The organism is Paenibacillus sp. LC231 (genome assembly GCF_001860525.1).
In the GTDB taxonomy this organism is placed as follows: domain Bacteria; phylum Bacillota; class Bacilli; order Paenibacillales; family Paenibacillaceae; genus Paenibacillus_AQ.
Map to the genome: position 1 here is coordinate 22895 of NZ_JFOM01000037.1, position 22215 is coordinate 45109.

The 22215-nt window shown below is 49.6% G+C and carries 21 protein-coding genes; 9 read left to right on the forward strand and 12 right to left on the reverse strand.

Annotated features, from left to right (window positions below):
- Positions 1–86 precede the first annotated feature (86 nt).
- The 3 genes from AK95_RS21250 to AK95_RS21260 all read right to left on the reverse strand — a co-directional run bounded on the left by AK95_RS21250 (position 87) and on the right by AK95_RS21260 (position 2472).
- On the reverse strand, positions 87–284 hold the full coding sequence (locus tag AK95_RS21250; RefSeq protein WP_071221903.1) for a YwbE family protein: 198 nt from the start codon (positions 282–284) through the stop codon (positions 87–89).
- A gap of 190 nt (positions 285–474) precedes the next feature.
- Complete coding sequence (locus AK95_RS21255) at positions 475–1293, reverse strand: C40 family peptidase (protein ID WP_071222300.1); 819 nt, start codon at positions 1291–1293, stop codon at positions 475–477.
- 414 nt (positions 1294–1707) lie between these two features.
- Positions 1708–2472, reverse strand: a complete 765-nt coding sequence (locus AK95_RS21260) for a pirin family protein (RefSeq protein WP_071221904.1) — start codon at positions 2470–2472, stop codon at positions 1708–1710.
- A gap of 237 nt (positions 2473–2709) precedes the next feature.
- On the opposite strand from AK95_RS21260, the gene AK95_RS21265 reads away from it, so the two are divergent.
- The 8 genes from AK95_RS21265 (at position 2710) to AK95_RS21300 (ending at position 11244) form a co-directional block, all read left to right on the forward strand.
- On the forward strand, positions 2710–3396 hold the full coding sequence (locus AK95_RS21265; protein WP_071221905.1) for a response regulator transcription factor: 687 nt from the start codon (positions 2710–2712) through the stop codon (positions 3394–3396).
- Entirely contained in the window at positions 3393–4880 is a 1488-nt protein-coding gene (locus AK95_RS21270) for a sensor histidine kinase (protein ID WP_071221906.1), read from the forward strand. The genes AK95_RS21265 and AK95_RS21270 overlap by 4 nt, the downstream gene beginning before the upstream one ends.
- A gap of 171 nt (positions 4881–5051) precedes the next feature.
- Positions 5052–5753, forward strand: coding sequence for a response regulator transcription factor (locus AK95_RS21275; RefSeq protein WP_071222301.1), 702 nt, complete (start codon positions 5052–5054; stop codon positions 5751–5753).
- Complete coding sequence (locus AK95_RS21280) at positions 5750–6757, forward strand: HAMP domain-containing histidine kinase (RefSeq protein ID WP_071221907.1); 1008 nt, start codon at positions 5750–5752, stop codon at positions 6755–6757. Before AK95_RS21275 ends, AK95_RS21280 begins: the two co-directional genes overlap by 4 nt.
- Before the next feature lie 190 nt (positions 6758–6947).
- Positions 6948–7718: an ABC transporter ATP-binding protein gene (locus tag AK95_RS21285; RefSeq protein ID WP_071221908.1), complete on the forward strand. Its 771-nt coding sequence runs from the start codon at positions 6948–6950 to the stop codon at positions 7716–7718.
- On the forward strand, positions 7693–9642 hold the full coding sequence (locus tag AK95_RS21290) for an ABC transporter permease (RefSeq protein WP_071221909.1): 1950 nt from the start codon (positions 7693–7695) through the stop codon (positions 9640–9642). Before AK95_RS21285 ends, AK95_RS21290 begins: the two co-directional genes overlap by 26 nt.
- A gap of 41 nt (positions 9643–9683) precedes the next feature.
- Complete coding sequence (locus tag AK95_RS21295; protein WP_071221910.1) at positions 9684–10295, forward strand: DedA family protein; 612 nt, start codon at positions 9684–9686, stop codon at positions 10293–10295.
- 106 nt (positions 10296–10401) lie between these two features.
- Positions 10402–11244 carry an undecaprenyl-diphosphate phosphatase gene (locus AK95_RS21300; protein WP_071221911.1) on the forward strand — a complete coding sequence of 281 codons (843 nt, stop codon included), beginning with the start codon at positions 10402–10404 and terminating at the stop codon, positions 11242–11244.
- A gap of 140 nt (positions 11245–11384) precedes the next feature.
- Here AK95_RS21300 and AK95_RS21305 read toward each other — a convergent pair whose 3' ends face one another.
- The 7 genes from AK95_RS21305 to AK95_RS21335 form a co-directional block, all read right to left on the reverse strand.
- A complete protein-coding gene (locus AK95_RS21305; RefSeq protein WP_397376777.1) occupies positions 11385–12029 on the reverse strand; it encodes an N-acetylmannosamine-6-phosphate 2-epimerase in 645 nt (214 codons plus the stop codon).
- Between the two features lie 29 nt (positions 12030–12058).
- On the reverse strand, positions 12059–13549 hold the full coding sequence (locus tag AK95_RS21310) for a PTS transporter subunit EIIC (RefSeq protein WP_071221913.1): 1491 nt from the start codon (positions 13547–13549) through the stop codon (positions 12059–12061).
- 224 nt (positions 13550–13773) lie between these two features.
- Positions 13774–14586: a MurR/RpiR family transcriptional regulator gene (locus AK95_RS21315; RefSeq protein WP_071221914.1), complete on the reverse strand. Its 813-nt coding sequence runs from the start codon at positions 14584–14586 to the stop codon at positions 13774–13776.
- Positions 14587–14798: 212 nt separating this feature from the next.
- The gene (locus AK95_RS21320; protein WP_071221915.1) at positions 14799–15104 is read right to left on the reverse strand and encodes a hypothetical protein; all 306 of its coding nucleotides are present in this window, start codon (positions 15102–15104) and stop codon (positions 14799–14801) included.
- A gap of 303 nt (positions 15105–15407) precedes the next feature.
- A complete protein-coding gene (locus AK95_RS21325) occupies positions 15408–16307 on the reverse strand; it encodes a helix-turn-helix domain-containing protein (RefSeq protein WP_071221916.1) in 900 nt (299 codons plus the stop codon).
- Between the two features lie 222 nt (positions 16308–16529).
- Positions 16530–17525 (reverse strand): Gfo/Idh/MocA family protein, encoded by a 996-nt coding sequence (locus AK95_RS21330; RefSeq protein ID WP_071221917.1) that lies wholly within the window; start codon positions 17523–17525, stop codon positions 16530–16532.
- On the reverse strand, positions 17522–18520 hold the full coding sequence (locus AK95_RS21335) for a Gfo/Idh/MocA family protein (protein ID WP_071221918.1): 999 nt from the start codon (positions 18518–18520) through the stop codon (positions 17522–17524). Before AK95_RS21335 ends, AK95_RS21330 begins: the two co-directional genes overlap by 4 nt.
- A 281-nt stretch (positions 18521–18801) precedes the next feature.
- Here AK95_RS21335 and AK95_RS21340 point away from each other — a divergent pair, with 281 nt between their 5' ends.
- Positions 18802–20265 (forward strand): carboxylesterase/lipase family protein, encoded by a 1464-nt coding sequence (locus AK95_RS21340; protein WP_071221919.1) that lies wholly within the window; start codon positions 18802–18804, stop codon positions 20263–20265.
- 230 nt (positions 20266–20495) lie between these two features.
- Here the strand turns inward: AK95_RS21340 and AK95_RS21345 are convergent, their stop codons facing one another.
- A complete protein-coding gene (locus AK95_RS21345) occupies positions 20496–21314 on the reverse strand; it encodes a carbohydrate ABC transporter permease (RefSeq protein WP_071221920.1) in 819 nt (272 codons plus the stop codon).
- Positions 21314–22180, reverse strand: coding sequence for a carbohydrate ABC transporter permease (locus AK95_RS21350; RefSeq protein ID WP_071221921.1), 867 nt, complete (start codon positions 22178–22180; stop codon positions 21314–21316). The genes AK95_RS21345 and AK95_RS21350 overlap by 1 nt, the downstream gene beginning before the upstream one ends.
- Positions 22181–22215: the final 35 nt, after the last annotated feature.

Here is a 22215-nt window from a genome sequence, read left to right on the forward strand (position 1 = left end):
TTTGCGAAGTTTTGGATCGACTTATACTCAAACTGTACTATATAATGGCAGCCTGAATTATGATGGCCGCAGGATACATTGAATTTTCAAGACTCGTAAATGTTCTTTACCCGTCCCACCTGGCCATCTTGAAGTCGTACTTTAATGCCATACGGATGGTTCGGGGAATTGGTCAGAATATCTTTAACAACGCCACGGGTTAATTTGCCCGTTCGCTGATCCTGCTTCAATACGATATCAACCTCGAGTCCCGGTTTGATATTGGAACGCTGTCCACCATTCATCGTCGTCCCTCCTGTCCATTTCTTGATGCTGTCCGTTCTCTATGGTCCACCTTACTAAAAATCAAAGGCGAAAAGCAAATCCCAAATAACAAAGGACTGCCCGTTAAAGATCGTTCAGATCGATTCGGACAGTCCTTCTATCTCATACTAAGTATGAATATATACTTAATGAAAAAATGACACAGATACGTTACAGGACGCTTCCGCCATGCACGAAGCGATTTTTCCAGGAATCACCGAAGGTGCCTACCAGGACACCACCGGATTGTTTCGAATACGTATGCAGCAGTTTATTATCTCCCAGATAAATAGCTACATGCGTGATCCGCTGTTTGGACTTGTCCAATCCGGCATAGGCGGATGCCGATGAACCTCTGTAACTCATAAAGAATACCAGATCCCCGCGTTTTAATTGATTCACGTTATATACAGCAGTTCCTTTGTCCTTGATGTACTGCCCTTGCTTGCGGGAATCGCTTGGCAGCGTAATGTTAGCGCCGTCCATAAATGCGCGGCGGACAAAGGCCGAGCAGTCAAAGGTTTTCGTTGAATTGCGGTTAGAACCGAATTCATATGGCGTGCCCAGATACTTCATGCCTGCACTGATTACTTTTTCAACGCTTGCGCTTGCAGAAGGCGCAGTGCTTCCCGAATTGCCGGAATTACTGCCGGAATTGTTAGAAGAGCCGTTACTTTGGTTAATATATTTAGAGGAAGCATATCCTTGCTTACCCTCCGAAGTTTTAATCTTATACCACCCTGAGCTGCTGCCCAGAATTTGAACGCTGTCACCTTTATACACACGATCCAAGACTTTACCCGAAGTCGAAGGCTGATTGCGCATATACACATTCGAGCTTGCTACACCTTTGGTTACTGACTGCACGCTGGCAGCAGCCACTTCATTCACAGACCCATATCCGTAAGAACCAAGAACAGCTGCTGATAGAAGCGCTCCGGCCATCAATTGTTTAAAGCTTTTTTTCGAGAAAATAATGATCTCCCCCATCTCGTTAGATTGTGGAATGACGAAATTGTCATTTTCGTGATCCCGCAATCATTATAGACAGGCTATGTCTTGGGACGCATGCTACCATCCTCACAAAAACGTATGCCAACTATTGGTAAAGAGGGGGACTTTAGTCTCTTTTTATACTTTAATTTAGTATAAATAGATTATTTTAGAAATAATACATGCCAAAATAACCCAACCATCCCGGTATAACGAACTCCGGAATTCTCTGTTGGGTCTTTCTACTTACCATATATACGTATTTTTTGTTGTTATTGTTGCATGAGAGAATATATTTGAATCACTCCGACAGCTAAAAAAGCCTGTCCAGACGGGCATCCCCATCTGACAGACTCTAGTTTATCGTACATCCTAAATTTCATTCCACTACAATTTTGTAAACATTTAACCTTATGGCCTCTTGGAATAGAGCGGATACCCAGGGTTTTCCGGTACGTCAATCAGGATGACCCTGACATTCTCTTGCGCCTTAAGGCTCAGCGTCTCGCCATGCTTCGTATCCATTACCATAAAGTCCCGCTGACGAAATTGGAGGCTTTCCTCTTCGGCACAAAAGCTGCCCGCTCCCCTCACGGCAAGCACAGCCGCTCTCCTGCCGGACTTCAATTCATACTGAGCTTCGTTCCCGGCCAGAATCTGAATATCCAGCATCCTCACATCAACGGATAAATCAGTTGGCGCAGAACCGCCAATCATCGTTTTAACCAGCCCACCCTGTATGCGGGTTACCGGAAAGGAATCCGGTCGATACTGACGACAGGCAGGATTCTGTTTCAATGAATCGCGAAGATACGGCTCGAACCAAATCTGAAATCCTTCTGCATCCGGCCCAGTGAGACGTTCCTCGTGCGTTAGTCCGGAACCCGCCCTCATCAATTGCAGGCCTCCAGCCCCCAACTCATTGTGCGTACCATGCGAATCCTTATGAACGCCCTTCCCCTGAATCATATAAGTTACGATTTCAAAACCCTGATGGGGATGAGGCGCGATATAACCTTCGACGGGCGAACGAAACCAGGACCAATAGAAAAGCGGTCCCACCCGGGTCACGGCAGACCCTTCTCCGGAGAAACCGATCGGCTTCTGCTCCGTTATCCTTCCTCCATCGAGAGAGCCCTTGCTCTGATCCTCGGGTGGATATACATTTCCTATCATGTCCAGTCTCCTCCTTTCACCCATCCATGATGACCTTGAACAGGTGCTGCATTGATTGTCTCGGCTTTAAGATAGTATCCACGATAACAGAATATATATCAACATCCTTAAATTCCCTTATTGAGGATGCATATTTGCGAATCACTTTTCAGTTTATTTTCAGTTTATGTTCAGTTTTCATTCAGCTGGAGCACGTATGATAAAGTTGAAGGAATGAGATAAGGGGAGTTTTGTGTTATGGAATCAATGCATCGTATTCGCATTTTGCTCGTGGATGACGAGCCGCATATCCTGCAGTTTCTGGAGCTTGGTCTCCATAATGAAGGGTTTGTGGTGCGGACGGCCCCCGATGGGGAATCTGCAATAATGGAAGCAAGCCGCTTCGAGCCGCATATCATCGTTCTCGATGTGATGATGCCGGGAATGGACGGACTTGCGGCATGCCGACGCTTGAAGGAGGAGGGCCGGGATGTCGCGATCATCATGCTTACCGCAAAGGACGAGATTGATGACCGTGTGAAGGGCCTCATGATCGGCGCGGATGATTACATGGCCAAGCCCTTCAGTTTCGAAGAGCTGCTTGCCCGAATTCAAGCAAGGCTGCGCAATCAGTTCCCGAGCCTGCTGGGTGAACTCCAGCTTGGCCCATTCACCATCGATGACCGCAAGAAAGAAATTGCATACCAAGGGGAGGCACTTGAGCTGTCCCCCACGGAGTATAAGCTGCTTAAATTGCTTGTGACCAAACACGGCAGCGTTTTGAGTAAACCAAACATTTTGAATATTGTGTGGGATTATGACTTTGGCGGAGAGGACAACATCGTGGAGGTTTATATCCGATCCCTGCGCGAGAAGCTCGGCGATAAGGAACACCGGGTCATTCGCACGCTTCGCGGAGCCGGCTACCGGGTTGATTTGCCATGAGTTTGCGAATACGTTCATCCGGACCTACGTCTCTACGTACGCAGCTCCTGTCACGATCCCTCATCGTCTTGGCGCTTCTGCTCGTGCTGATCGGCGCATTGCAATATGTGTTAATGAAAAATGCCCTGTTCCGCAATCAAGCCGAGGCTCTTTCCCTTCAGGCTCGCTCTATCCCCGTGGAGATATGGGAGCCTGATCGGGAGCCGCGTAACCGGTCTGCAGGGCGAAATAACGAAGCCCTTCCGGAAAATCCGCGTCAGGGAGACAGACCTATGTTTTTTCTGCCAAACATGTCGCTTGCCAAGATAGAAGTTGACGGAGGGTATACCGACCTCGCCGCTGGCAACGGTCTGTCCGCACCACAGCTGACAGCAGAGGTTTATTCAGCGATTCTGGAAAAATTCCAGGGACGTCAGCCTATTTCGTATGTAGTGATCGACAATGCCGAAGGCATCGAGCAGATCATTGTCTTTCGTCCTTACGGCAACCCAAACAGCCCCTCAGGTGTGCTGCAGCTTGGATTGGATACGCAGCCGCTGCATGCCGTTCTATTGCGGCAGCTGCTGATTTTTGCCGTACTGGCTTTACTTGCCATGGCTGCGGGGATTGCATTGTACCTGCCTTTGCTGCGCCGGACGCTCCACCCGCTGAACCAAATGGTCAAAACGGTCGAACGCACGGATGCCGGAAACTTGGCGGAGCGATTTCCTGCCGTGCAGGGTCAACGGGAGATTGACCGCTTGGCCGAATCGTTTAACGGCATGCTGGAACGGCTCGAGGATGCGTTTGATGCCGAACGCGAAGCCAAAGAGCAGATGCGGAGGTTTATTGCCGATGCTTCGCATGAGCTGCGAACGCCGCTGACTTCGATTCACGGTTTTCTGGAAGTGCTGGGCCGCGGCGCCGCCGACAACCCGGAGCAGCTGCATGCTGCACTATCCAGCATGCACGGGGAATCCAAGCGCATGAAGAAATTGGTTGAAGATTTGCTTCTGTTAGCCAAGCTTGATCGCAAGCCGGAGCTCCATCTGCAGGAAACCCGGCTGGATCAGCTGTTGCTTGAAATGGAGCCTCATCTACAGATGCTTGCCCAAGGCAGGAGTGTAGCGATTCGAGCGGTACCGGTGCTGTGCCGATGTGATCCCGATAAAATCAAACAGGTCATCTACAACCTCTTTCATAATGCGGTACAGCATACTGACTCAACTACAGGGCAGATTACCGTAACGGTTAATAAAACCAACGACCAGGTCGTACTGCTGGTTGCCGATAATGGAGCCGGGATTCCGAAGGAGCATCTCCCCCATCTGTTCGAGCGCTTCTACCGTATCGACGAATCCCGGACCAGACAGTATGGCGGTGCGGGTCTTGGATTATCCATTACCCAATCCATCATTTCCGCGCATGGGGGGCAGATTAACATGGACAGCAAGGTCAACCAAGGAACGGTTTTTCGTGCCGAGTGGCCGGGCATCAGTCCCTAGCCTGTAATCCCCTTCATGCACCGTTCGTTCACGAAGCGGCGGTCTGTAGGAAATTTTTCGTTTCAGCAGCGATTTCCGTTGTCTTTGCTAACATATTTTTTTCCTTAAATCTTTACAATTTGGTACAATACAGTCGGTACTAGAATGTCGAATGAAGGGACTATGATCGATATGTTCAAAATCTTTATTGTCGAAGACGATACCGGACTGGTTAACCTGCTGAAAGAGTATCTTCATAAATTCGGTTACATGACGCAGTCCGTTCATGACTTCGAGACGGTACGCGATCAATTTGAATCGTATGGCCCCCACCTTGTGCTTCTGGATATCAATCTGCCAAAATACGACGGCTATTATTGGTGCCGCCAGTTCCGCAGCCTCTCCACCTGTCCGATTATCTTCATCTCCGCCCGTGACGGGAAAATGGATCAGGTGATGGCCTTAGAAAACGGCGCCGACGATTATATAACCAAACCTTTTGACTACGAGATTGCCATGGCCAAAATCAAGAGTCAGCTCCGGCGTGCCTACGGCTCCTATGCTGTCGCACAGAATGAGCGGGTTCTGAGCGTCGCCGGGCTTACGCTCGACGTTGAGCGTCTCTCCCTGTCGCTTGAGCAGACCCAGACGGAAATCAGCCATACCGAAGCCAAAATATTGGACGAGTTAATGAAGAAGCCCGAGCAGATCGTCAGCAGAGACCGGCTTCTCGAGAAAATATGGGATGATCAGGGCTTTGTGGACGATAATACACTGAACGTATACATCACCCGCGTCCGCAAGAAACTCACTGCCCTCGGAATCGAGGATGGCCTTCAAACCGTGCGCGGTCGCGGCTATCGACTGGTACCGAACTGGAGGGACAAAGCATGAAGCTATTCCTGCAAGAACAGCGTCCCTTAATAATGGTATACATTGCCCAGCTTATGTTGATAACGCTCATTTACAGACTGGATGGTTATCGCAATTTGACGGTCAGTCTGTACGCGAGCATCATCAGCTTACTGCTGCTTCTCGGCTATCTGGCCTTTCGCTTTATTGCCAACCGTTCGTTCTATAAACGATTAGAGCAGCCACTCCCGGGAGAATCCCTCACCGGCGAATCCTCGGCAGAATCCTCTCACACTCCGCTCGCTGAAGCGCTTCATCAGCTGCTAAAAACCCAGTTCCGGCATTACACCACGGATCTGCATAACTATAAACATAAAATTGAAGGACATCTTCAGTTCATCAACCAATGGGCCCACCAGATGAAAACGCCGATTTCGGTCATTCACCTGATTCTTCAAGATGACGATGATCCCCGTTTCGCTGCAATCGGCGACGAGCTGGACCGACTCAAAAAAGGGCTTGATCTGGTGCTGTATACCGCAAGGCTTGATACGTTCGAGCATGATTTTCACGTGGAGAACCTGCCGCTTCAGCGAATCGTCCGTCATGTCACTTCCGAGCAAAAGCGTTTGTTTATCCGGCGGAGAATTTACCCGTCCATCCGGATCGATTCCGGACTAACGGTGGCCACGGACGAGAAATGGCTCTCTTTTGTGCTGACGCAGCTGCTGACCAATGCGGTTCGGTATACGCTGAAGGAACATGGCACCCTCTTTTTTAACGGCTACACCCGGGAGAATCAAGTTGTGCTTGAGATCCGGGACGAAGGCATCGGCATTCCCCAAAGCGACCTGCCGCGGGTATTCGACCCCTATTTCACCGGAGAGAACGGTCGCAGGTTCCAAGAATCGACAGGCATGGGGCTTTTTCTTGTCAAACAAATATGCGATAAGCTTGGACATGCCTTCGAGATCGAATCCAAAGTGGATGAAGGAACGACGGTCCGTATCATTTTCATGGATTCTTCAGGCCACATTGCTCAATAGCTTCATGGCAAGCAGCGCCTCTGCTTAGTGCCCATTCGGATACTATGGCAGTGGCAGTCCCTGATCTAACATCTAACTTACGGCCGTTCAAGAAACCTTACAAGGTTGTAAGGTAACTGTAAGTTACGAATATGGCATGGAGGCGACCGAATCTTTTACAATGAGATCATCGTTATAGAGGAGTGAAGATATGCCCATCCTGAGCGTCAAGCATCTATCCAAAATCTACGAGGGTAAAGTGGCGTTTCAAGCGCTGAACAATATTCACTTCAACGTCGCCAAAGGAGAGTTCGTCGGTATTATGGGTCCATCCGGCAGCGGAAAAACCACGCTCCTCAATCTGATTGCAACCATTGATCAGCCCACGGCCGGGGAAGTGATCATCAATGGGCGCAATCCTCATCTGCTCAGCAGAAGCGACACTGCTCTGTTTCGGCGCCGGGAGCTGGGCTTCGTCTTCCAGCACTTCAATCTGCTGGATACGCTCACCGTTGAGGAAAATATCGTTCTCCCGTTAACGCTGGAAGGCATGCCGCTGGACGAAATGGGCAGCCGGCTGAGCCGGATCGCGGATCGACTCGCCATCGGATCCATTCTGCATAAGCATACCTATGAGATTTCCGGCGGACAGATGCAGCGCACTGCCATAGCCAGGGCACTCATTCAGGAGCCCTCCCTGATTCTCGCTGACGAGCCCACAGGCAACCTGGACTCCAAAGCCTCCAAAGAGGTGATGCAGACGCTTTCCGCATCGAGTAAAGAGGCTTTCGCAACGATTCTCATGGTCACTCATGATCCGGTGGCAGCCAGCTACTGTGACCGCGTCTTGTTCATCAAGGACGGACAACTATATAATGAAATGTATTGCGGTGACAACCGCCAAGCCTTTTTCCAGAAAATCATCGACATGCTGGCTTTACTGGGAGGAGGCAGTCATGACCTTTCGACAATTCGCTTTTAGGAATGTCCTGAGGAATAAGCGGACCTATGCAGCCTATTTCTTAAGCAGCGCATTCTCCGTCATGATATTCTTTGTGTGCGCGCTGTTCCTGTTCCATCCTTCGATAGCGGGCGAGATGTTCTATCCGGTTGTTATCCAAGCGATGCTCGGCGCCGAGCTGATCATGTATGTATTCTCGTTTTTCTTCGTGCTGTATTCCGTCGGGGCCTTTCTAAAGACGCGCAAGCGCGAGTTCGGCATTCTGTTCATGCATGGCATGACGGATCGCCAGTTTAACAAGATGGTTTTTCTCGAAAATATGATCATCGGCGTTAGTGCCATTGCAACGGGCATCCTATTCGGCGTCATTACAGGCAAGCTGTTTCTGATGGCTGGTTCGGCCTTTCTTGGAATCCCGCCCCTGCCGTTTCGACTGCCCCTGCGTGCGCTTGGACTGACGGTCGCAAGTTACGTGCTGCTGTTTATCATTATCTCGCTGTGCACATCCTGGCTGCTGCGTCCTAAAGCGTTGATCGATCTGTTTCAGTCCGGACAGCGGCCGAAAACGGCGCCCAGGACATCGCCCTGGTTAGCCATATTGGCAACCGTGCTGCTGGTGGTCAGCTACAGCTTGGCGGCCACAACAAGCGCGTCAACCCTCGCGCTGCGCATGTTTCCGGTTACCTTCATGACGATGATCGGCACCTATCTGTTGTATACGCAGCTAGGCGTTGCTCTTGTGCGAAGGATGAAACAGAGCCGCCGGTTAGCCTGGAGACGGACCAAGCTGATCTCGCTATCCAGCCTGCATTACCGGCTTCGGGATCATGCACAGATGTTCTCGATGGTAACCATCGTGCTGGCTGTTTCCTTTTGCTCGGTAGGCGTATTTGCCTCCATCCCGGTGCTCACAAAGCAATTCAATGAGGATTTCCCTGCCGCCATCGGCTATCTTGCCAAAACGGGAGACATCTCCGAGAAACAGCATTTACATGAAATCCGACAGGAGCTTGAATCGAAAAAAATACCGTTTGAAACGCTATCGTTTCGCGTGAAATATACGGAAGTCCAGCCGGTTTCCGCGCAGGTCGGGCAGTTGCAAAATCCGTTGGCACTGATCTCCTTCTCCGACTATAAGGCGGCGGTGCTGATGGCGGGGCTGCCATTTGATGAACAGCCGCTGAGCGGTGAGGATGCTCTTGTTCTCATTGCCTCGCAAAATGACAGAGCTTATATTCGCCATCGGGAGCACGCTTCATACCGGATCCATGATTCCGAAATCCTCCTGCATGAAACCGGTTATTCCGATCATGTCGGCGTACCGGAATATTTGCTGCCGGAAATGGACAACGATTCCCGTTTCGGCGGGCTTGTGGTCAGTGACGAAGCCTTCGCCGCCATCACGAATCCGGTCCGGCTAGAGCGGTACACCGGCTTCTATGTGGATGACTTCACGAAGACTGAGGGCATCGTCCCTCATCTGGCCCCACGCGGGGCGGTGCGTTATGAGATGGGCCAGCCTTATGCGCTGGCGGTCAGCGGCACGCTGTTTGCCCTCCGGGACAGCCTGTACAATATGCTGCTCTTCGCGGCACTGCTTGTGGGTACGGTGTTTTTTATCGCGGCAGGAAGCTTCCTGTACTTCCGCCTCTATGCCGATCTGGATTATGACCGCAGGCATTATGCCACGATATCCCGGCTTGGCATGACCGATAAGGAGTTCCGGCGGATCGTCACCGGACAGCTGGCGCTGCTGTTTTTTGTACCGATCGGCCTTGCGATTGTGCACAGCATCTTTGCTTTTGTCGCGCTGCAGAGCTACTTCTATTTATCCATTGCGGCAGAAATGGGCATCGTGCTGATCAGCTTCCTGATGATGCAGGTTATGTATTTCTTCTTCATCCGCAGTCAGTATCTGCGCAAGCTGAAGCAGACCCTTATATAAAGGATGTAAGCAGCATTCTTACTTTGAAAGAGGTGTAACTTTTGGAAAACTGGATTACGGATATTATGGAGCAGTTCGGCTATATCGGCATCCTGCTGATGATTGCCCTGGAGAACGTGTTTCCTCCAATCCCCTCCGAGGTCATTCTTACCTTCGGCGGATTCATGACCACCTACACGAAATTGACGGTACCAGGCGTAATTATTGCAGCTACGATCGGATCTGTAGTCGGCGCTGTTATTCTGTACGGGATTGGTCGCCTGCTCGATGTCGAGCGGCTTGAAAAAATCGTGGATCGTTGGGGGCATATCCTCCGCGTTAAAAAAGAAGACATCCGCAAGGCGGATGCGTGGTTTGATAAATACGGCTACTGGACCGTGCTGTTCTGCCGCATGATTCCGCTGATCCGAAGCCTGATCTCCATCCCGGCGGGGATGTCCAACATGAAGTTCGGCATGTTCCTCCTCTTCACGACGATCGGTACACTGATCTGGAACATTATTCTGGTATGCGTGGGAGCCGCCGTCGGCGATTCATGGGAAAAAATCGTGGCTTTCATGGACGTCTATTCCAATATCGCTTATGCTGTAATAGCTGTGGCCGTGATTGCGTTTCTGTTCTTTTTCTTCCGCAAGCGGAGAAAGACAGCTTAAAATCGGGTGCCCACTGGAAAGTTGAAAAGTGAATCATGCATTTCATGCCATTCATCATTCGTATCATTACCATTTAATATTTTTTGTAAGGGAGAGACTATAGGTCATGGATTTTTTAACCATCCTGAAAGCAATTATTCTGGGAATCGTCGAGGGACTGACCGAGTTCGCTCCTGTATCCTCTACCGGACATATGATCATCGTTGATGATATGTGGCTGAAATCCGAGGAGTTTCTGACGAAATACGTAGCCAACACCTTCAAGGTTGTCATTCAGCTTGGCTCCATTCTCGCCGTCCTCGTTGTGTTTAAGGACCGCTTCCTGGATCTCTTGGGACTCAAACGCAAAAAGCCTGAAGCAGGCGTACCGGCGGGTACAGGCAGATTGAAGCTCAGCCAGGTTATCGTCGGTTTGATTCCGGCCGGTGTTCTGGGCGTCTTGTTCGAAGACCTTATTGACGAGCATTTATTTTCCACCGAAACGGTGCTTATCGGACTTGTGATCGGAGCCATCTTCATGATCGTTGCCGATAAAGTCAGCTCGAAAAAAGAGCCGAAAGTGGTCACTGTCGACCAAATTACGTACAGACAGGCATTCAGCGTCGGACTGATTCAGTGTCTGTCGCTCTGGCCGGGCTTCTCCCGCTCCGGCTCCACCATCTCCGGAGGCGTCATGCTCGGTATGAGTCACCGCGCGGCGGCTGACTTCACCTTCATTATGGCTGTGCCGATCATGTTCGGAGCCAGCTTACTGTCGCTGCTGAAAAACTGGGAATACTTCACGCTGGAGGCTCTTCCGTTCTTCATCGCCGGTTTCGTGGCAGCCTTCGTCTTCGCCTTGATCTCCATCCGCTTCTTCCTGAAGCTGATTAACCGGATCAAGCTGGTGCCGTTTGCGATCTATCGGATCGTGCTCGCTGCTGTTATTGCGTTGGTGCTTTATCTGTAAAACCGTTCATTCATGTATATTGAATGCACAAGATTGGTAAAAGGCGGGGCTGTCCCTAAGTCATCTTCAATGACTTTGGGGACAGCCCCGCCTTTTATTAAGGGTGCGCGGATAGCTTTCGTACAACTGTATCTCTTTTGTTATAGAATTTCGTTTACCGCGTTCGAGAACCATTTCGTGATGATTTGCGGCCTTGTTATGGCGCTGCCTACAACCACACAATAAGCTCCCATTTCGATCGCTTTTGCAGCCTGCTCCGGTGTGTTGAAGTTGCCTTCTGCAATGACTGGCTTCTTACACTGCTTAATCAGTTCTTCCAGCACGGTGAACTTCTCCACATGCTGAGACTGCGGTGTATAACCAATAAGCGTCGTTCCAATGTAGTGGAACCCCAATCGATCTGCTCGCAACCCCTCTTCCGTTGTGGAGATATCCGCCATGAACTTCTGCGAAGGATATTTTGTAAAGATCGATTGCAGGAATGCCTCATCCTGATCCATCGTTGCTTGTACAGCAATAATCTCAACCCCCGTACCAACAAGCGCATCCACTTCGGTCATGGTCGCTGTAATGAACGATTGCATGCCCGGATAGTCTTTTTTGATAATGCCAATAATGGGCAGCTCAACTTGCTTCTTTATTTCTTCAATGTCTTCAACGCTATTCGCACGGATCCCCACCGCACCGGATTCGGCTGCCGCAATGGCCATACGTCCCATAATAAACGAACTATGCAACGGTTCGCCTGGCAAAGCCTGACATGATACAATTAATCCTCGTTTCACAATATGTTCCCTCCATGCCATATCCTCTTTTATTCTTCTCCAATAGCCTCATTTATCTTTTGTTTAATTAAGTCGGCTTTTGCGCCAAATACAGCCTGAATCCCGCCTTTTACTTCCAATACTGCAGTAGCACCCAGTTCTTTAATTGTATCCTTATCTACTTTCGATACATCTTTGACTGCAACACGAAGTCTTGTAATACATGCATCGACATCTTCCAGGTTCTCCTTGCCACCAAGCGCATTCAGCACTTTCATCGCGGTCTCTCCAATGCTGTCCTTGGTTTCAACCGATACGCTCTCCCCATCGCTTTCACGTCCAGGTGTCGCCACATTGAATTTCGTAATTAAGAAGCGGAACACAAGGTAATAGATGATAGCCCAGAAGAGCCCCACAATAATGACATAGATCCAATTCGTTTTGGCATTCCCCTGCAGAACCCCAAAGAGCATGAAGTCGATGGCCCCGCCAGAGAAGGTATTTCCGATACGAACGGATAACATATCCGCAATCATAAAGGATAGACCATCTAGAGCCGCATGAATCACGTATAACCAAGGAGCGACGAATAAGAACATAAACTCAATCGGCTCCGTAATCCCTGTCAGGAACGATGTCAGCGCTGCACTAAAGAACAGACCAAACACAAGCTTGCGACGGTGCTTCGGAACGCAATGATACATCGCTAGACATGCCGCAGGAAGACCAAACATCATCGTAGCAAAACGTCCTGCAAAAAAACGGGTTCCTTCGGAGAACATTCCAACATGATTCGGATCAGCCAGTTCGGCAAAAAAGATTTTCTGCGCACCCACCACTTGCTGACCTGCAACCGTGGCGACTCCGCCCAGCTCTGTGAACCAGAACATCGGATAAATCATATGGTGTAGACCGACAGCACCTGTAAGACGAAGCAAGAATCCGTATAAATAGGTACCGAAATATCCCATTCCGGCTATAGCAGTCCCTGCCGCTACCAGCCAGCCTTGAAATGTGGGCCAGATTAAGAAGAAGATCCCGCCTACAAAAATAGCACTGAACGATGAGACGATCGGAATAAACCGCGAGCCTCCAAAAAATCCAAGAAAGGAAGGTAATTGAATCCCTCGGTATCGATTGTTCAAATAAGTAACCAGGATACCAATGACAATAGCCCCTACAACTCCGGTGTCAATGGATTCAACGCTTGGATTAAATACAGTGATCATTGCACCAATCGATGCATTCATAACCAGGAACGAGACGGCCGCCGCCAGCGCAGCGGTACCTTTATCTTTTTTCGCTAACCCCACGGCAAGACCAATACACATGATTAGCGCTAAGTTGGCAAACACAACATTACCGGCTGCCGACATAATTTGAAAAACAGCTTGTAAAAACCGCGTATTCAGAATCGGATATGCAGCAATCGTATTCGCATTCGATAAGGCTCCCCCAATCCCAAGCAGCAAACCCGCAGCAGGTAGGATTGCAATCGGTAACATAAATGACTTACCAAGCTTTTGCAACTGTTTAAACATGGATTTTCCTCCTATTGGATCAATCATTGTATTCCATCGCGATATGTCAATTCTACATCATGAAATTATTTTAGTAAATAAAATTTCATTAAAATAATTTTATTAATTGGCAATTAATCTATGACACTTAGTATGAACAATGACAATAAAAAAACCTGTGCCCCTCCAGTAGACGAAAAATACGTCAACTTCTGAGGTTCACAGGTACAATGAAAGCTTTATTATTAATCCATTCGATTATGTTCAAGAATCGTATTAACTGTAATTTGCATCCGACTATTTAAATCCGGATCCGCAAGTAAGATCATGCATAAAATATCTATCGCATACATGACGGAAAATTGACTGTTTACAAACCTTTCTTTATCAACAAACAATGTATTGGAGACCAAAATAAAAGAGTCCACTTGTTGCGCCAGCGTACTTTCGGAGAAGCTGGTCAGACAGATGACTTTACACCCATTATTCTTTGCAATTCTGGTTGCGTCGACAATGACGGACGTTTCCCCTGAACTGGAAATCGCGATAACGAAATCATTCTCATTCACTATCGAACTATTGATCAGCATTAAATGAGAATCCGTAATACTCTGCACATTGAAGCCCATACGCAGCAAGCGAAGCATCATTTCCTTCGCTGAAAGTCCCGAGCTCCCGATTCCGTATATGTAAATTCGTGCTGCGCTCTTAATCGCTTCAGCAAGTCGATGCAAATATGTAATGTCCAGTAATTGATTCGAACGCTCAATGACCGTCTGATAGAATTTAGATACTTGAATGAGAATATTGTCCTCCGCCGAAGGAGCCGTCGCAGTACGAAGCCTGCCCAACTGAACCTTCAATTCGGCAAAATTATTGCAACCAATCTTCTTGCAAAAATGCGTGATTGTCCCATTCGAGACACCGACATGGTTCGCCAGCACAGATATATTCATGTTATTAATTGATTGACCTTCTTGAAGAATATAATTCGCTACCAACTGTTCTTTCTTCGAGAAAGTCGGATATAACTGCTGAATAACCATATAAATATCCATTGAATCCACCACCGCCATTTGGGAATTATAACAAAAAAAGCATATGGATTCAATATTATGGCTATGGGCGTGAATGCTAGTGCCCATCCTGAATCCTGGTTCGTAAAACGGGTATGCAGAGAATGATATCGAGCTCGTTCGGATTTAGTAAACAACGTCCGCTCTGTCCGTCAACGAATATCATAAATGCGGGGACTTCGAGGAGCAGACTACTACAGTTGCTCCTTTGAATAATACCGTACCTTCTTACCATGACTGCTGGCGTATTCGATCTCGGCCCGAGTGCTGTCTCCAATATAGCCATTCACATCGATTACGAAGATTTCGTCCGACATACCGATTTTGCGGAAGTGCAGCTCTTTAAGCTTGCGCTCCTGCTCCTCCGTGATCTCGATCCCGTCGCTCTGCTCAAAAAAACCGACACTAAGAACGATATGTCCGCTTAACGTGAGCGCAGCTTCGACTTCCCGAAACTGTGCTTTAAACTTGGTCGATCCGCATAGCGTTATTACGTGCATGGTACACCTTCCTTTTGGCAAATAGATGCTCGTTTTCTTCAAAATATCGTGGACAAGAAAAGATGCGGATGATAAGAGTTGTTTCTAATGCGCTGAAGCTATCTATGATTGTCAATGCTAGGGATAATTGCTCAAGACCATCATAGGAGTAAATATGATGCAGCGCAACCATTCATCCATGGAGAAAAAAAGAAAAAGCCCTCCGATAAGGAAGGACTTCTGCCTAATGGTTGTACGGGGAATCCCCTATCCATCGACGATCCAAGTTTCATTCATTTCCAAGGCAGCGTGAAACTCTTCGCCTCACTCTTCAAACGATAAATTGGCAGGCTCCTCCAGCAGCTCATAGTGAAGATCGAGGTTCGTCGTCGGTACGCTAAGATCCACCTCTTCAAAACGGAGGCTGTCCAGCCACACCTTGCCTGCCCCCATCAGCAGAACACCGATCGAGATCGTCGCGCTCTCCTCGGGTACGTCGAGCACGATGGCGTAGTGATTCCAGTGCGTACTACCCACAATGCGCCGATCGTTCATATTATCGAACTGAAGCACGTCTTCCGCACGATTATCAACGCGCATCCACAGCCCGCAGTATTCTTTGACGTTCTCGGTTTTGACAAATCCGGAGAACCGCATCCGCTTGCCCGCATACTTATCGGCTTTGAACTGCTGCATCATGGTCGCAAAAGCGCCAGCCTCCATGGGGGTAAGGGCTTTTAGGTAACCGGAAGTGCTTCCTTGGTGGACGGTGGAACGGTCGACGCCGATTTCATAATCATGCGGGTGGCTTCCGCTCAGAAACCAGCCTTTTAATTCGGGTTGAGATTGCTGCTGCATGTGATCCTCTCCTTTATAGTGGCTTGAGTGATGAGCGTGAACCGCAAAGATTTTCCGGTAACGCCCCGGCGGCATGCCGTATAATTTTTTGAATGCTCTCGTAAACGACTCCTGACTCTCGAAGTGGCAGTGCAGGGAAATGTCGATAATCGGAGCCTCGGAATGCAGCAGAAGCTGTGCTGCATAACAGAGTCTTCGTTTTCTAAGGTAATCCGCGATGTTCATACCGACCTCCTTCCGAAACAAGCGGTGGAAGTGATATGGCGAAAAACCGGCATGGGCTGCAATCTCCGCGAGGGTCAGCTGCTCCTCCAGATGCTGCTCCATGTATGCTATGCTATTTTGGATGATACGCTGGGTACTCAAGGTCAGGCCCTCCTTTGTTATTAAGAATACCAAATGGAAGAAGCACGTTTTTGATCTTTTTTGCCAACATCAAAAAGCCCCTTCGATTGCAATGATCGAAGAGGCTTTTGCCATGATACGATTCTCATTATGGATCCCGGGAAAGGCTTCCTCCGTGTCGTCGACGGAGACACATAACTGTGCGTGCATTCTGCTGTACGGCTAAAGCCGGAAAAATCGCATTTACCCCAGCGGTTTCAGCTGAATGGTACGCTTGGTGCTAGCGGATTCATACGCTGCAATGGCTACACGGGCAGAATAGTACCCGTCTTCCCCTGTTATTTCGACCGGCTTGCCGTCGCGAATGCTGTCGATAAAGCTGTTGACAAGACCTGCATCCATATCATCGCCCCAGAAGCTCCACGCAGCTTTACCAGTTACATCGCTGTAGACATCGTTCTTCTGGGCAAAAGAATCAATATTCAGCACACCCTTGGTGCCGATGATCTCAAGCGTTACATCTCCCCAGGTCGGGAAGGTGCGATTACGGGACCAGCTTGGGTCCAGTACAGCAACAACGCCATTCGCGAATTTGACGTGGACCATGCCGGCATCGTCAATCTCCGTGTCATTGAAGAGTGTTTCCGCATGGGCGTACACTTCCTCTGCCTTGCTGCCGGTAAACCAGTGCATCAGGTCCATCACATGGACGGTATGGTCCAATACGGCTCCGCCGCCCGATTTTTCCCGTTCGATAAACCAGCCGCCAGGCATGCTTCCCCGGTTGGTTCCCTTCATGGCCAAAATCTCACCGATTTGTCCCGCGTCAATCGCTTCCTTCGCCTGACGCACGGAGGTAATATACCGGCAAGGAAAAGCCGTCATGAGCTGAACGCCATGATCCTTGCACACTTGAATCATCTCCAGCATCTCGGACTCGGACAAGCCTAACGGCTTCTCGCACAGCACATGCTTACCCGCCGCAGCGGCAAGCTTGGTAAATTCCGCATGTCGCGCATTTTCCGAACAGATGACAACCGCATCCAGTTCCTGTGCCAGCAATTCATTATAGTCTGCATAATACGGGATTCCCCGGTCCACAGAGTAAGGACGCACGCGCTCCGCGTTCTCATCCGCGACTCCGACCACCTCGACATCCTCCCGCTTCAGCATGCCTAAGAGATAACTCGCCGTATGCATATGGGCAAAGCTAATAAAGCCTACTTTAACTTTTTTCATGAAACTGTCCCTCCGATCATCACGGGCTGTCCAGTCTGAGCCGATTGCTCCGCTGCCTGAGCGATTTCAACGGCATAACAAGCATCCTTGATACTGACGAGCGGCTCGCTGCCGTTCCGGATGCACTCGATAAAATGCTGCACCTCGTAATAATATGGGTCATACAAGCTTGGGCTTGAAGGAACCTGTACGGCTGCTCCCTCTCCTGCCTCCGCATTCACCAATTTAATATCCAGAGACTGCACCTGATTGCTATCAAATCTTATGATTCCTTGGTTTCCCGAAATTTCGAACTGCGTCGTAAACGGTCCGGAATATCCCCAATAGCCGGTCAGACTCGCAATTGCTTTATTTTTAAAATGAAGCGTAAGCTGAGCATACTCCATCTCAGGCTCATCCCGCTTAACGGTGGAAGCATATACCGACTCCACTTCCCCGAACAGCCAGCAGGCAAAATCGATATCGTGAATCAAGAGGTCCATGATAACACCGCCGCTCTTGCCCGGATCGTTATACCATCCATCCATGCCCTGCGGATACGAACCGTACCGCTTAAAGTGAGCCATCTTTGGTGTTCCGATGCTCCCGGAGTTGGCCTGCCGATAGGCATCATGATAGTTCGGGAAGAATCGAACGACATGTCCGATAAACAAGCGGACTCCATGCTTTTCGCAGGCTGCCTTCATTTCCAGTGCATCCTCCAGGGTCAATGCAGCCGGTTTTTCGCAGATGACGTGCAGCCCTCTTTCAGCTAACTTCAGCACAAATGGTTTATGGAGATAGGTGGGCAGACACACCGCAACCGTTTCCAAATCTTTTTGTTCAAACAGCGACTCTACATCCGTGTATGCCTTCGCCCCAGTCAAAGCTGCTGCCCGCTCAGCCCGCCCGGCGTTAATATCAACCACGCCTGTCACCGTTACTCCCGGCATTTTCGCCAAATTGTGCGCATAGGCTGTCCCCATCGTTCCGCAGCCCAAAATCGCTATGTTCATGCTTATCCCTCCAGTATACCTATAATGACTTGAACCAAAAGGTGATACCGTATTCGTTTCGTTGCCACGAATACGACCCACCCTGTTACATTCTTCATGTGACATGACATTCCTGCCTCTATTTCGCATGATTCGTGCTTTTTTGAACTTATGCCGCTAACTTGGTAAAGTGTATATATAGAGTAGTAAAAATCTTCTATATGACGGTTCAGCCATTTATGAATAACATTCGAATAGGGTCGACAGGAAAGATCCACAGAGAGAAAGGGTGTAGAGTGAACATGTCAGAACTTGTCGTTCAAACGAAAGCCGGGCGTATTCAAGGCAGTTCGGAAAACGGAGTACGCGTATGGAAGGGAATTCCTTATGCGAAGCCCCCGGTTGGCCCGCTTCGATTCCGTGCTCCTGTGCCCCCCGATCCATGGGACGGGATAAAGGATACCACTGCCTTCAGCCCCATGTGCCTTCAACCGCTTGAATCCACCTCAAGCATGCTAGGCGGAGGAGTGACCAAAACCGTGTCCGAGGATTGCCTCTATCTCAATGTGTGGTCACCCCTGAACACGCCAGCGGAGCCGCTGCCGGTCATGGTATGGATTCACGGGGGCACTTTCGTCACAGGCGCCGGCAGCTTGCCAAGCTATAACGGCACGCCTTTCGTACTCCGGGGCGACGTGATTGTGGTAACAATCAATTACCGGCTGGGTCCGCTCGGCTTTCTCCATCTCTCCCCATACGGCGAAGCCTATTCCTCCAATACTGGTTTATTGGACCAAATAGCGGCCCTACAATGGGTGCGGGATCATATTGCGGGCTTCGGCGGCGACCCCGAACGGGTTACCGTATTCGGAGAATCGGCCGGCAGCATGAGCATCGCGGCCTTACTTGCAATGCCGGCAGCCAAAGGGTTGTTTCACCGGGCCATCATGCAAAGCGGCGCTGCCCAAGTCATGGCTCCGGAACAGGCAAAGATGGTAACGGCTGGTTTGCTTAAAGAGCTGGACATCTCGCCTGACAAGGTCCATGAGCTTGAAACGCTCACAGGTGAGTTAATATTCGAAGCCGGGGAACGATTGAAGAAACGATTTGGCCCCGGCGTCAGCATGATCTTCCAGCCGGTGCTGGAACCGGGCACTTTGCCTCATGATCCGCTGCAGGCTGTTCAATCGGGATGGGCCAAGGACGTGCCGATCCTGATCGGCACAAATCTCGATGAAGGCGCCTTGTTCTTCCGGCCGGACATGCCGCTTGTGAAGGAAGACGATCTTGTACGCACCATTGAAATGATGACCGGTATCCAGGATGCCGCGCCTATCACCAAGGAATACCCGTACAGCATCGACGGACATGCCCAGATTATGACTGACCTGTATTTCTGGCGTTCGGCCCTTCAATTCGCTTCCGCTCAGAGCAAGCACGCGCCGGTGTGGATGTACCGGTTCGATTGGACGCTGCCGAATCATCCGGTTCTCGGCAAAGCGATGCATGCCCTGGAAATACCGTTTGTATTTAACACGCTGGCGCTGTTTCAGAACATCGGTGTTCAAGTCGATGGTGCCACGCAAGCCCTGTCCGACCGGATGCAGGATGCTTGGATATCATTTGCGCGGAGTGGCTCGCCGGATACCGAGGCGATGCCGTGGCCAGCTTATGATCCAGCATCGCGTTCAACGATGATATTCAACAACGACAGCAGGATCATCGAGGACCCGGATGCGGGGAAACGGAAAATGCTGCAATTATAAAATGAACAAGCCATAAGCAAGGGCCCTTTCGCGGAGGGGATCCTTATAACAGCAAAAAAGCTGTATCTCCTGGCATGACATCATGGATATCATGCCGGAATACAGCTTTTTGTTAATTTTAGCAGGCCGCACATGCACATACACGACTAACCTCTGGCGTACCTCTATCCTACAGCATCCGATTCAGGCTCCGTCCGTCGACGGAAACTTGGATGGGACCGAGCCGCTCCTTATTTCACAGCTCCCTGCGTAATGCCATTGATGATCCACTTCTGCGCGAACAGATAAATGATGATCATCGGCAGCATTGCCATCAGATATGAAGCAAAGGCCAGATTGAAATCTGTATTGAATTGCCCCTGGAAAATATACTGCACAAGCGGCAGCGTGTAGGAATCCGTATCGCTGATAATGATGAGCGGCAGCAGGAAGTCATTGTAAGTCGAGAGGCAGATCAGAATGCCTACCGTCGCATTGATCGGTGCCATAATCGGGAATATGATTCTCCAAAAGGTTCCCCAAGTCGACGTACCGTCCACCCGTGCCGCTTCCTCCAGCGCTACCGGAATGGATTTAATATATCCAACATACACAAATACATTAAATGCCAATGCATACACGGTATGCAGGATGGTAAGCCCGACCAGGTTCGTCATATTGAAACCGGCTGTCAGCTTCACCAGCGGCAGCATAATAATCGGGAACGGAATGAACATAGCGCTGATGAAATAGAAGTATAAACCCTTGAAGAACTTTCGGTTCATATTGCGGGCAATGGCATAAGCGACAAGCGAATTGGTCAGCAGGGTGAGTACCACCGTTGCCGTCGTTACCATCGCACTATTGCCCAGCGCGTTGAAGAAATTCGTCATTTTTATGGCATTCGTAAAATTCTCGAAATGAAGCTCCTTTGGCAGTCCGAACACGGAAGCCAGCATGTCCTCCGGCGTTTTGAGCGCAATCGTGATTGTCATATACAGCGGGAACAGGATCAGTATCGTCCCCAATGTGATGAGAATCATCACCGTCCAGTTGGTTTTCGTCCGCATTACATGTCCCCCTCTCTTCTCTGCAGGAACCGAATCTGCACAATCGATATCGTGGCAATCAGGATGAAGTAGATCACGGAGTTCGCGGATTGATAGGCAAACTCCCCTCCCTCGAAGCCGCCGGTGTAAATCAGATGGGAGATGGACTGCGTCGCCCGACCTGGACCGCCGTTGGTAAGAGCGACGATCTGGTCAAAGACCATCAGGGAATTCTTCATCGCAAGCACCATGTTGATCGTAAAGAATGGCGCGATCAGCGGAAACGTTATTTTCCAAAATTCCTGCCAACGGTTCGCCCCATCGAGGTTGGACGCCTCGTACAGTGTTTGAGGGATAGTCTGGAGCCCCGCGAGATACAGGATCGTGTTATAAGCTATGCCCTGCCATACCGCTACCACCACGATCCCGATCCAGGCATGCTGTTCACTGCCCAGAATATTGGTGGACAGCCATTCGATCCCCAGATTTTGGCCCCAGATCGTGAACACATTCGAGAACAGATAGTTGAATATGTAACCAACGATCAGCACACTCAGAATATTCGGAAGAAAGTAGATGCCTCTGAAGAAATTCCTCGCTTTGATTCTGGCATTCAGCCCCATGGCAATCAGCAGACTGAAGATGTTGATCAGGATGGTTACCACGACCGCGAATTTGAATGTGAACCAATACGCATTGCCCACGTTACCGTCCTTGAACAGATTGACATAATTCTTGAATCCGATGAAATCGAAGTTATCGCCGAATCCATTCCAGTTCGTGAAGGAGTAATACACCCCCTGCAAGGCCGGCAGTGTCAGAAATACGAAGAACAGCACGACCGCTGGCACGGTCATCAAATAATAAGGCATAAGACGCTTGTTCATGTTGGGTCCTCCTCAATGCTCATGGATATCGTGTC